The organism is Streptomyces sp. NPDC026377, from assembly GCF_055567715.1.
In genome coordinates this window covers 1-13,524 of record NZ_JBVHPV010000037.1, presented here as the reverse complement: position 1 = coordinate 13,524, position 13,524 = coordinate 1, and the positions used below count along the sequence as shown (strand labels likewise).

Below are 13,524 nucleotides of genomic sequence, written 5' to 3'. Positions count from 1 at the left end.
GTCCCACTCCGCGTTCGTCAGATCCCCACGGCCCATACAGACAGCCTGGCCTCAACACCCCACCTCTGTCAGGAGATCCGAGAAACAGTGCCTAGCCCCCCAGCTGTCGTGAAATGGCGCGATTGGTCTGTACCGCGCTGTACGTCCTGCACCCTATATAGGTGCGTCACAGGTCTCACACGGGGGTTCCCCGGTGTTCACGCAGGCGAACCGGCGAGGTGGCGCACATAGCGGCTGTGGACCCAGTCGCTCATGACGCAGCAGGGACTCCATCGCCGGCCGGGCCCTCATCGCGAAGATCGCCGCCGACCATCCCACCGTCCGCAAGACCTCGGTCGACGGCGGATACCGCCAACACCTCGTCGAGCAAGCCGCCACCCGCGGCATCGACATGCACATCGCCCGCCGCGACCCACCACCAGAGGATTCACCGCCCTGCCACGAAGGTGGACCCTCGAGCGCACGCTCGGCTGGCTGATGAACCACCGCCGCCCGCCCACGACTACGAGGCATACCCGCACCGCTCCGAAGCCATGATCCACCTCGCGATGATCAACCGCATGACCCGCAGACTCACCGCCGAATCCACCCCCACATGGCGCGGGGCATAAACCGCACACAACTCGGTAATCCGGGATGAAACAACAGGACGAAACACCCTCTCAGACTGATCGCCGGCAGCCGAACACCCCATCTGCGGAGGTGACCGTCGCGAGAGCCGTCCCGCCGCGAACAGACGTTACCTGAATCGAGCGGGGCAGTGACGGATGGGAGGGGCTGCTGTGGCGTCCGCTTGCTGTCGAGGTTCAGTAGTGCATCGAGCGGGCGGTTGTCTGCCGGAGCGGCGGCGCGCGTCGCGTCGCTCGCCCCCACGGCCAGGAGTCTAGGCGCGCCGATGCTCCAGCCCCTGGTTCGACATGTTTCGAGGAAACGCCGCTGCTCGGGCACAGGGGACCTCGGCCGTGGCGACGTGCTGGTCGGCTGCGGGTGGGCTGATCCGCCGGGGAGCCAGTGCTCCTTTCATTGCGTTTGCGTACAGGTGGTCCGGGCCCAGTAACTGCGCGTCCTGTGTGCCGAGTTGGCTTTGCCATGGGTTCCGGGCCGCTGTGCTGGATCGACTCGCGGCGGGTGGTTGCGAATGTAACGAATTGGAGAAGAGGCTATGGGTGACTTGTGTGTTTGATGCGTCTGCTTGTAAAACATGTTTCTCTTGATCGTTCTTTGGGTGGGGATTGTTCGCTGTGCGTACCGCACGTCCGTTTGTGCTTTTTATCGCGTTCTTGATGGCGGTGCTCGCTGGAACACAGCAGGCGGTGATGGCCGCTGTGCCAGCTGGTTCAGTGCCGGCGGGGAAGGCCCCGGGGCAGGGCTGGGGTTCGGCGAGCGGCCGCGGGCACGGTGTGCCCGGCGAGGACACGGACGCGGATGCCTCGGGTGGGCACGGCAGTGCTCTCAGGGCGCCGGGTGAGCTGCCCAAGGACGCGGGGCTGCCCAAGGGATCGCCGCTGAGCGGAGTGCCTGCCGCGCCGGTGATGGGCACGGCACAGCCAGTGGAGGCGCCGGATGCCGCTCCGAGCGGCTTCGATGCGAAGAACAGCAAGGAGCTGGTGGGGGAGCGGGACCGGCAGGCGCGTACGTATCTCAATGAGGACGGCACGCGGACCACGCGTTTCTACGACGAGCCGGTGAACTTCCGTAGTGCTGATGGCCAGTGGAAGGCGGTGGACACCCGTCTGGCCCGCTCGGCGGGACCCCGCACGATGTCCGCGTCCGACCAGGGCTGGGCGCCTGCCGCGACGGAGTCCCCGATTTCATTCGGTGACTATGCGAACAGCGACCCGGTTGTGCAGATCGCCTACGGGGACACGGTGTCGGTGGGGTATGAGGTCGAGGGGGCTGCGGCGGTCAGGGGCAGCACGGACGGCAGTCTGATCCGCTACCCGGGGATCCGCACGGCGGCGGATCTGGAACTGCTGGCGGGCAATGACTCGGTCAAGGAGACCCTGGTCCTCAAGAGCAAGGACGCACCCACCCAGTGGCGCTTCCCGCTCGCACTGAACGGGGTGAGGGCACGACTCGCCGACAGCGGCGGCCTTGAATTTGTCGATGGCACAGGCACCGTGCAGGCGTGGATGCCGTCCGGCTGGATGGAGGACGCCAAGGTCGGCGAGAACACCAACCAGGGGCAGATATCCACCGGCGTCCGCTACAGCCTGGCGGAGGAGGCCGGGCGACAGATTCTGGTCGTCACACTGGATCAGCAGTGGCTCTCGGATCCCGCGCGGGTCTTTCCGGTGAAGGTCGACCCCTCGGTCAGCCGCTTCGACGCCACCGTGGCCACATACCTCCAGTCGCCGTACAACCAGAGTTTCACCAGTGACACGGTGATGAAGGTCGGTACACCCAACGGCGGCGACAGCAAGGCCCTGGGCCTGCTGCGCTTTGCGGGAGTGGAGAAGACCCTCAAGAACGCCTGGGTGGTCAACGCCAGCCTGAGCCTGTACAACACGTGGTCGTACTCGTGTGACGCCAAGCCGGTCACCATCCACCCGATCACCTCCAACTGGTCGGCGCAGACGACCACCAAGTACCCCGGGCCCTCGACGGGCAGCGCGCTGGCGTCCAAGAGCTTCGCGCACGGATGGCGTCCGCCGGACACGAACAACTGGGCATGCGCCGCCGCCTGGGAGAGCATTCCGCTGCGTGATGACGGCCGCCAGCTGGTCGACGACTGGACGCACGGCCGCAAGAGCAACTATGGCCTCGCGGTCAAGGCGTCCGTCACGGACAGCAAGAGCTGGAAGCAGTTCGGCTCGGCCAACTACCCCGGAGGCAAGCCCAGCCTGGACGTCACCTGGACCAAGTACGGCGCCGCCTACCAGGTCGGTGGATTCACTGCCCCGGTGACCGCGACGGCCGAGGGCGCGATGAAGGTCACGGTCACCAACCGGGGCCAGCAGACGTGGCTCAAGGGCGGCAACATCAAGCTGAAGTACGACCTGTATGACGCATCGGGCAACCGCATCCGGGACGCCGCCAAGATCCGCTGGACCCCCATGCCCAACGACGTGGCTCCCGGTTCGAGCGTCACGCTGGATGCCAAGATTGCTCCGCTGACTCCGGCCACCTACACGCTTGTGTGGACCATGGACGACTACGGAATTGCCGCGTTCAACAGCGAAGGCGTCCCGGGGTACGCGATCAAGTTCGACGCGGTCAACCTTCCGCCGTACCTCATGGCCGAGGCCCCGGCGAGCGGCGTTGTGGTCAGCTCGGTGACCCCGACCTTGTGGGCGCAGGGCAAGGACCCCGACCACTACCCCAGTTCCCTCCAGTACTCCTTCGAAGTATGCGAGGTCAACGGCAAGGACGCCCGTGTGAACTGCCGCAGCGGCGCGCGGAGCAGCGCGCAGCAGTGGGCAGTGCCCGCAGGCTGGCTGACGTGGGGCAAGCGCTACGCCTGGTACTCCTACGCGTACGACGGCAAGGATTCCTCCACGCGGCCCGGGCCTTCTTTCGTGACCCCCGAGGTCCCGCAGCCCCCGCTCACCTCCCACCTGGGAGGAGATGACGGGCACGAGTTCGGCTACCGGGCCGGTAACTACTCCACTTCCTCCACGGACGCGGCCATGCCGTCCGTGGGCCCGGAGCTGGCCGTGACCCGTACCTACAATTCCCTTGACTCACGGACCAACACGGCGTTCGGCCTGGGCTGGGCGTCGCTCTTCGACATGCGCTTGGATGGAATCCCTTGGGACGCGCCGGGTTCCCTCGTCAAGGTCACGATGGAAGACGGCTCTCGGATCCAGTTCGGTAAGAACCCCGACGGATCGTTCGCCGGCCCGTCGGGGAACACCATGACCCTCACGGTCCATAGGGAAGCAGGCGAGTACAGCTACTGGACGCTGCGGCTGCGCTCCGGGGTGGTCTATCAGTTCAATGAGTCCGGGGACCTGCAGAGCGTGACCGACAGCGCGGGCCGTGTGCAGCAGCACCACGTGTCGCATCCCGCTGAGGGCGACCCGCAGCCCTTGAAGTCGGTCGCAGACGCCGCCTCCGGCCGGACGCTGGCCTTCACCTGGGGGGCGAACGGACATGTCGCCTCCGTGACGACCAGCGCTCCCGGCCCCAATGTGCCTGGGCTGACGTGGACCTATACCTACAGCGGTGACCGCCTGACGAAGGTGTGCCCGCCCGCCTCCACAACCGCCTGCACCCTTTATGAGTACGGCGACGGCTCGCGCTACCGCGCCCGCGTGCTGGACGAGGCACCGGTCTCCTACTGGCGCCTGGGCGAGAGCGAGGGCGCGACGGCGGCCAGCGAAGCGCCCTCGGCAACCGGACTGAACAATGCCCAGTACCACGATGTGGACCTCGGGCGACCCGGCGCGCTGGACTCCAGCAACAACACCGCCGCAGCCTTCGATGGCACCGCCTCCTTCGTGGAACTGCCCGAAAACACGCTGCGCACGAGCACCTTCCTGTCGGTGGAATTGTGGTTCAAGACCAGTAAGCCCGGTGTGCTGATGGGCTTTCAGAACCGGCCGGTGGAGGATGACGCGCCGGGCAACTGGACCCCCACCCTGGCTATCGGGACCGACGGCAAGCTGCGTGGCCAGTACTGGACCGGCAAGGCCCAGCCCATGACCAGCACCGCCACAGTGACCGACGACCAATGGCACCAGGCCGTTCTCACCGGCGCCGGCACCACACAGGATCTCTACCTCGACGGCGCCCACGTCGGCACGCTCGACGGCACTATCGACCACCTCGACCAGTCCTACACCTATCTGGGCGCGGGCTACTCCAACGTCGCCTGGGACGGCAGCCCCGCTGGCATACGCCACTTCACCGGCCAAATGGACGACGTCGCCGTGTACCACCACCCCCTGACCCAGGGCACGGTTGCCGAGCACTTCGCGGCCCGCGCAGCCACCAGCCGGATAATCAAGGTCACCAACCCCTCCGGTCGTGTGCACGCCACCGTCGCCTACGACGCCGCTACGGACCGTGTGAGCGAGGTGACCGACCAGAAGGGCGGCACCTGGAAGCTGTCCGCGCCCGCCTACTCGGCAGGCTCGGCCGCGTACGCGGAAGCCGTACGCGCCTCCGGACCGGTCGATTACTGGCGACTGGGCGAGCCCGGCGGCGCGGTCGCCACCGACGAAATCGCCAGCGGCGAAGACGGCTCCTATACCGACGGAGTCCTGCAAGGCGACCCCGGCATTTTCGCCGACGGCGACAGCACAGCCATCACCCTGGACGGAACCAAGGGAGCCGTAGAGGTCCCTGTCACACCTTTGAGCACCTCCAAAGCCCTCGCCGCCGAATTGTGGTTCCGCACCGCCAAGCCGGGCGTGCTGCTGGGCCTGCAGAACGCGGAGCTGGGTGCATCGCCGGCACCCACGAACTGGGATCCCATCCTGGCCGTGGACTCCACCGGCTTGCTGCGCGGACGTCTGCGGAACACCAGCGGCTGGCCTGCCGCGATCAAGTCGCCCGAGAAGGTCACCGACAACGAGTGGCACCACGCAGTACTGACCGGCTCCTCCACTAGCCAGTCGCTGTACCTGGACGGCGTGAAGCTGGGCACAGTGGCCGGGGCTGTCCAGTGGGAGACACTCACCCACGCCTACCTCGGCGCGGGATATTCCAGTGATGCCTGGGACGGAGGCGCTACCGCCACCCGCTACTTCGCCGGTCAGCTCGCTGAAGCCGCTTTCTACACCAAGGAACTGCCCCAGCAGGCGGTCACGGACCACTACCGGGCCCGCACCAAGCTGGTGTCCGGCAGCAGCAGCACCTACCAGGGAGCAGTCCTTGCGGACGCACCCTCGCAGTACTGGCCGCTGGATGAGACCCAGGGAACCCAGGCCAGCAACAAGATCGCCGTCTACGGGGGATATGGCACCTACACCAACGCCACCCTGGCCACCACCGGCCCTGCCGGAACCGGTGACCGGACCGCGATCAGCCTGAACGGCAACGGCAGCGTCAAGCTGCCCATGGACATCCTCGGCAGCCCCACCGACACCTCCGCCGAGCTGTGGTTCCGCACCGCCAAGCCCGGTGTCCTGCTGGGCCTGCAGAACGCCGACCTGGGCGCGGTGCCCACCAACTGGGACCCCGTCCTGGTGGTCGACTCGGACGGTCTGCTGCGCGGGCGTCTGCGGAACACGGCCGGCTGGCCCACGGCGATCAAGTCACCGGAGAAGGTGACCGACAACGAGTGGCACCACGCGGTCCTGACCGGATCCTCCAGCGGTCAGTCGCTCTACCTGGACGGCGTCAAGGTCGGCACCCTGGCCGGTGCCGTCCAGTCGGAAACGGTGACACGCGCCTACCTCGGTGCCGGATATTCGAGCGTCGGCTGGGACGGCGGCGCCACGGCGACCCGGTACTTCACCGGCCAGCTCGCCGAAGCCGCCATCTTCAGCCATGCTCTGAGTGATAGCCAGGTCAGCGCGCACTACCGCGCGATGCGCTCGACCAGCGCCTCCGCGCTGGCCTCGACGATCACCGTGACCAACCCGCTGGGACAGAGCCAGAGCACCACTTACGACATGCTGCGCGGCCAGCGTCCCCTCAGCACCACTGACGCCACCGGCGCACGCACCGCGTTCGCCTACGACACCGGCGGCTTCCTGAACACGGTGACCGACCCGAACGGCCACGCCACGGTCACCGGGCACGACGCCCGCGGCAACACCATCTCCACCAGCACCTGCCGCGACGTGAACGCATGCTGGACTTCGTTCACCGACTACTACTTCAACGCCGCGGACCCCAACGATCTGAGCAACGACAAGCCGGTCGCTGTGCGGGACGCCCGCTCAACGAACGCCACCGACAACCGCTTCAAGACGACCACCGCCTACACCTCCCTAGGCCTGCCGACCGCCGTCACCCTCGCCGACGGCCGAAAGGCAATGACGAGCTACACCGTCGGCAGTGAGCCCGCCGTAGGCGGCGGCACGGTCCCGGCAGGCCTGGTCGATACCAAGACCACGCCCGCAGGCACCAAAACCTCCTACAAGTACTACGCCAACGGTGATATCGCGCAGACCACAGCGCCCTCCGGGCTGGTGACCAAGTATTCCTACGACGGGCTCGGCCGTAAGACATCCGAGACCCAGGTCTCCAAGGACTTCCCCGACGGAGTCAGCACCACCTATGCCTACGACTCCCTCTCCCGCGTCATCAGCGAGTCGGGCACCGCGGTCAAGAACGAGATCACCGGAGCCACGCACGCCGCGAAAATCAGCCGCACCTTCGATGACGACGGCAACCTCCTCAGCGAAAGCACCGAGGACACTGCTGGCGACGACCTCAAGCGCGTCACTGCAAACCACTACGACGACCGTGGGCTCAACGACAGCCTGAGTGACGCTGCGGGCAACCAGACCACATTCGGCTATGACGCCCTGGGCCGGCTGAACCGTCAAACCGATGCCGCCGGTACCACCTACACCTACGCGTACACCCCGCGCGGCCAGCACGCGGAAACGACCCTGAAGGATTGGACGGGCGACCCCTCGGGCCAGATCCGTGACCTCACCATGGTTTCCAAGGCATACGACCCCGCCGGGCGTCTGGCGAGCGTGACCGACGCGATGGGCGCCACCATCGCCTACACCTATTTCGACGACAACCTGCCCGCCACCACCACCGCCAAGCAGGTCACGCAGGCCGACGGCACCAAACACGACATCGTCCTGGAAGCGAACAACTACGACGGCGCTGGCCACCTCACCCAGCAGGTCAGCGGCGGCGGCCGCACCACCCTCACCCACACCATCGACGCCCTCGGCCGCATCACCGCCACCGTCCTTGACCCCAACGGCCTGAACCGCAGCACCACCTACGCCTACGACGGCGACGACCACGTCACCGAGCAGACCCGCGCCATCGACGGGACGGGCAAAAAGCTCACGACCTCCACGGAATACGACGCGGCTGGCAACGCCACCAAGTCCACGCTGAGCGACGGATCGACCACCCGCGTCACCACCAGCACCTATGACGAGCGTGGCCTGGTGACCGCCCAGGTCAGTCCCCGAGGCAACTCACCAGGCGCCGACGCCAACGCCTACACGACCCGAAGCCGCTACGACGCCCTGGGCCGCCTGGTCCAGCAAACAGCGCCCCCGGCTCAGGCCGAGCAGAACGGTGGTGCACCGCAAGCTGTTCAGGCCAGCACGCGCGCCGGATACAACACCTTCGGCGAAGCCACCGAAAGCCAGGACGCGCGCGGCGCGATCACGCGCACCGAGCTGGACAAGCTCGGACGCCCGGTCGCCACCACCCTGCCCGACTACACTCCGCCCGGCGGCACGAAGATCACCGCAACAGCCCGCACGCGCTACGACGCCCTCGGCCGTATCGCCACCAGCACGGACCCCCTCGGGCGCAGCACCACCTTCACCTACGACCAGATCGGCCACATCCTGACGAAGACCGACCCCACCACGGGGACGGACCTCAACCAGCCGCTGGGCAGTGCAACCTCCCTGACCGGCGCCGGCGTCAGCCGCTCCACCTGGACGCCCACCGGCCTGCAACTGTCGGCCACCAGCCCGACGGGAGCCAGGACCGAGGCCACCTACGACGAACTCGGGCGCCAGCTCACCGCGACCACCGTGGAGCGCTACCCCACCCCGCAGAACCTCACCACCCGCTACACCTGGGACGACGCAAGCAACCAGGCAGCCTCCACCACCCCGGCCGGACACGCCACCACGGCCACCTACAATCCGGCAGGCGAGGTCCTGACGGTCACCGATCCCCTGGGCGGCACCACCAAGGCTGACTACGACCGCCTCGGCCGCACTATCCAGACCCTGGACGCCACCGGCCGCAAGAGCACCACGGCCTACGACGCCCTCGGCAACGCAACCCTCCGCAGCGACTACGGCACCGGCTCCGACATCCTGCGCACCACCTCGGCCGAGTTCGACGCCGATGGCAACAAGAGCGCAGCCACCTCGGCCACCGGCGCCCGTACCACCTACAGCTACGACGCGCTGGGCCGCCTGACCCAGCAGTCCGAACCCGTCACCGACGGCCACAGCATCACCACCCGCTTCGGCTACGACGCCGCAGGCAACCGCACCCGTCTGACCGACGGCCGCGGCAACACCACGACGTACACCTACACACCGTGGAACCTGCCGGAATCCACCATCGAACCCGCCACCACCGCCCACCCGGCAGCCGCCGACCGCACCTGGACCACCGTCTACGACGCGGCGGGCCAGAGCACCGCCGAACTGCTGCCCGGAAGCGTTAAGCGGGAACGCACCTTCGATGCCCTCAGCCGCATGACCGCGGAAACCGGTACCGGCGCTGCAGCCGCCACCACCGCCCGGTCACTCACCTACGACCTGGACGGCCGGATCACCGCCGCTGGCACGGACGGCCTGCTGGGCCGCAACACCTACGCCTACAACGACCGCGGCCAGCTGCTGACCGCCGACGGCCCAGGCGGCAAAACCGCCTACACATACGACGCCGACGGCAACATGACCCGGCGCACCACCAAGGAAGGCACCACCCAGTACGGCTACGACGCCGCAGGCCGCAGCGCCTGGACCCAGGACGCCCTCACCGGCAACCAGATCTGGTCCTCCTTCGACGCCGCAGGCCGGCCCACGGCCAACCAGTACGCGCTCATACCCACCGGCGGGAAGAGCTGGGCAGACGCCGTCGTCTCAGCACAGCGCACCTACGGCTACGACAACCTCGGCCGCCTGACCAGCGACAGAATCTCTGACCCGAAGGCGACGAGCGAAACAGCCTCCACCACCTATGGATACGACCTCGACGACCGCCTGACGAAGAAGAACACCAAGGGCACCGCAGGAGCCGCTGACAACACCTACGGCTACGACCAGGCAGGCCGCATGACCTCCTGGACCGCCGGAGCCACCACCACGGGATACAGCTGGGACGACGCGGGCAACCGCACCAAGGTCGGCAACGCGACCTCAACGTTCGACGAACGCAACCGCCTGCTGGCCGACGGCACAGCGACCTACACCTACAGCCCCCGCGGAACCCTGTCCGCAGTGACCGGACAGTCCAGCAGCGCCCGCTCGCTCACCTTCGACGCCTTTGAACGCAAGATCAGCGACGGAGCCTCCACCTTCGCCTATGACTCCCTCGACCGCGTCCGCCAAAGCGGCACCACCTCTTTCACTTACGACGGAGGTTCCAACAACCTCACCGACGACGGCACCAGCCAGTACACCCGCACCCCTGCTGGCGACCTGCTTGGCATCGCCAACGGCAGCAGCAGGCAGTGGGCCGTCACCGACCAGCACACCGACCTCGTCGCCAGCCTCACCCCAGACGGCAAGTCCCTAACGGGTTCCACCTCCTACGACCCGTTCGGCCAGAAAACGGCCACATCCGGCACGGCCCCCGCCCTCGGCTACCAGTCCGGCTGGACCAACCCGGCCTCCGGCGATGTCAACATGGCCGCCCGCTGGTACCAGCCAGGAACCGGCAGCTTCAATTCCAGGGACACCTGGCAGCTCGACCCGACGCCAGCAGCAGCAGCCAACCGCTATCTGTATGGCAACGCCACACCCCTGAATGGAACCGACCCCAGTGGACACTGCGTTGGCCCGGTCCTTGTCGCCTGCGTTGGCGGCTTGAGCGATGGATTGATCGCCATGCTCGGGGCAGCAGGCTATAGCTCACAGCAGCTTAGTCACCTTAGGCTCGGTGGATACGACAGCAGCATGGGGTCGTATTGGAGCTGGGCGGATAGCGGTTCATATACTGGCTCATACTCCACTGCCCTTGGCTGGGACTACGCGGGGAACATGTCGTCCTCGCTTGGCGCTCAGGCTGACCGACTGCGGTGGGATGGCTACACCTGGGGACATATCGACTACGGGGTTTCGTATCCAGGCTCCACCGGGGTCGGGCACGGCCGCTTGGGCCACGACCCCCTAACTGCGCCCCGGGCGCATACTCGACCCCCCAAGCCGAAGATCGACCAGAATCCCAACAACGGCCCCCACCCCAAGACCGCACCGCCCCGACCGGCTGCCAAGCCGGACTGGGATCCAAAGAACGGCGGGTGGAAGCCCGGTGACGGCTGGAAGCTCGCCTACACCGCAGTGAATATCCTCAGCCAGTTCAGTAATGGGCAGTACCAGCCTGGCGGCACGCTTGAAACCATGCCGGTACCCGCCAACAATCCCGGCGGTAAGAACAATGGCCGCATGCGCAATGATGATCGGTGTGACGACGGCCCAGGATTGAGTCCTACCGGGCACGCCGTTTATCTGCCGCGTGAGCGCTACTATGATAATTTCGAGCAGAGCTACCAGTGCCGGGCCACGGGCGTGTACGGCTTGTTGGATATGACTGACTACAACAAGAACCGGAAAGCTCCGGGTACTAACACGAATGGCTCGACTCAACCCCCGGGCATGAGGGAAATCAATATGCAGGGGTATGACTCTGCTAATGGTCACTTGATTCCCGCAGCTCTGTCGGGCTCCGGAATCGACCTGCGGAATCTCGTTGCGGAATACAAAGAGACAAATACGCCGTATTTGAATCACGGAGTCGAAAAGGACATCAGGAACACCGTCAAGTCGGGTAAGCATCTGTCGATCAGTATCGTCCCTCGCTATGGAAACGCTGGCAGTGGGATCCCTACGGAGCTGGACTATGACTACTCTGTTGTGGAGGATGGGACATCAAAGCACTGTGTGATCCGACAATTGCCCACAGGTGGAACGACGACGGGCAGCGCTAACTGCCCGAGGAGGTAACTGGGATGGCAGGGAATGTCTATCTCGGGCAGGTGATGGAGATGCTTGGGGAACCGACGTACCGGTTTGAAGATCCAGCGGCATGGAGGGATCTCGAAGAAGATCTCGGAATCAGCCTGCCGAGCGACTTCAAGACGATCAGCGACGCATACGCACCCATTCGAGTTAATGGTCACTTGTCGCTCCATCATCCTGCAACGGAGCGATGGAACCTCGGGGAGTCGATTCGAAGGACGGCTGAGGCGTGGTCGGGGGTTGATTGGGACGAGGGAGAGGTTGACGGGGACCCGCGAGTGTCTCTGGGGGTCACTAAATTGACCTTTGGTACACCAGAGGGGCTGGTGCCACTCGCCAGCACCAACCGAGGAGAATCGATCTTCTATGCGGCCCGGGGTGCCGGAGGCGATGGTTCGTTCTTTATCGAAGATGGCGAGGGGGAGTTCTTCGAGTACGCCATGAGCTTCGCCGAGTGGCTGTACCGCTATCTGGTGGGTGAAGAGATGGCGGGACCGGGGTCCAGTGCTTTTTACCCTGGGCCCGTGCAATTGCAGAATTTGCCCATGACGCCAGATGAAAGGCCAGCTGTTCGCTATGGCCCTCCCCGGGGCATGTAGCCCAAGCTGCCGGAGCGGACGACCCGACGTGCGCTGACGTGCTCGTCTGCCCGTGAGGTGAACAGTATTCGGAGACAGGGGTTGGGGATTCCAAGCCCGCCGTGCCAATTGGGACCGTTCCATCTCGGTGACCTGCCGGTTGATTGGTGCGGCATGGTCCTCGGGGACGCCCGCGCCCTTTGACTTGTTCGTCTGGCTGTCCGGCGAGTCGATCGACGGGCTCGCCGATGTCAGCCATTGGGGGAAGTACGAGGACGGCGCTCACGCCTGTTTCGGTGGCGCCCGATGTCCCAAGCCGACGGGCGCCGCAGCCCCTATGGACGGCTCGATCTTCCCCTCCAGGAGGCCCACGAGCTCGCCGACCAGCTTCGGGACTGGCTGTCGAAAGGACCTCGCACCGGCCTGGTGGTCTCCCTGGACGTACACACCCACTTTCACCTGCTCGATCAGGCCGGCGAGGGTTACCCCTGCTCGCTGGGCAGATCGAGCTCGAGGGGTCCCGGATCCGGCGACTGGGTTGGGACCCCGGCGACCACTCCGTGCGCCACCGTGGCGAACGGCGCAGCTCACCAGCCGTGGATGGAGGCGGGCTCGCCCTTGAGGTGGTGGGCGATCCCGAGGGCGTTGTAAGGGCCACACGGGCAGCGAGGCGACAGACAGCGACGCCACTGCCGAGGAGAGCGGCGTCTGAGATTGCAGTCGCCGGCCCGGCCGACGACAGGAGAGCGAGCGATGCGGCCCACCGCCAGCACGATCACCGACCCCTACCTCGACGCGCTGTATGAGACGCTGCGGCTCTACCGGCACGGCGCCTTCAGCGTGACCCGCCCCGACTGCCACGTATCACCAGGTGAACTCTGCCGGGCCCGGCGCAGCGTGCACCGCGGACGCCGCCAACACCACCAGGTGTCCCTCGGCACTGCCGAGGCCGTCCTGGGCATGCCGGGGCGGGGCTGGGCGGCGGCCAGCTCGTGGCAGGGACCTGCTGGCAACCACTACGCGTAACACCCGGCACGGCTACCCCCTAGGCACTGTTTCTCGGATCTCCTGACAGAGGTGGGGTGTTGAGGCCAGGCTGTCTGTATGGGCCGTGGGGATCTGACGAACGCGGAGTGGGA

General features: G+C 66.3%; 3 protein-coding genes and 1 pseudogene. All 4 read left to right on the top strand.

Translation table 11 applies throughout. The features are described from left to right. Positions 1-262: 262 nt before the first annotated feature. Positions 263-611: pseudogene (locus ACZ4MU_RS34910) on the top strand (transposase family protein); the annotation flags it as partial. Positions 612-1,532: 921 nt separating this feature from the next. Further along, positions 1,533-11,792 carry a LamG-like jellyroll fold domain-containing protein gene (locus ACZ4MU_RS34905; RefSeq protein WP_467883599.1) on the top strand — a complete coding sequence of 3,420 codons (10,260 nt, stop codon included), beginning with the start codon at positions 1,533-1,535 and terminating at the stop codon, positions 11,790-11,792. A gap of 5 nt (positions 11,793-11,797) precedes the next feature. Beyond that, complete coding sequence (locus ACZ4MU_RS34900; RefSeq protein ID WP_467883597.1) at positions 11,798-12,406, top strand: SMI1/KNR4 family protein; 609 nt, start codon at positions 11,798-11,800, stop codon at positions 12,404-12,406. Between the two features lie 732 nt (positions 12,407-13,138). Further along, entirely contained in the window at positions 13,139-13,411 is a 273-nt protein-coding gene (locus ACZ4MU_RS34895) for a hypothetical protein (RefSeq protein WP_467883595.1), read from the top strand. Positions 13,412-13,524 lie beyond the last annotated feature (113 nt).

Coding starts and splice junctions, on each gene's coding strand:
- ACZ4MU_RS34900 (WP_467883597.1), top strand. CDS start 11,798: ATGGCAGGGAATGTCTATCTCGGGCAGGTGATGGAGATGCTTGGGGAA.
- ACZ4MU_RS34905 (WP_467883599.1), top strand. CDS start 1,533: ATGGGCACGGCACAGCCAGTGGAGGCGCCGGATGCCGCTCCGAGCGGC.
- ACZ4MU_RS34895 (WP_467883595.1), top strand. CDS start 13,139: ATGCGGCCCACCGCCAGCACGATCACCGACCCCTACCTCGACGCGCTG.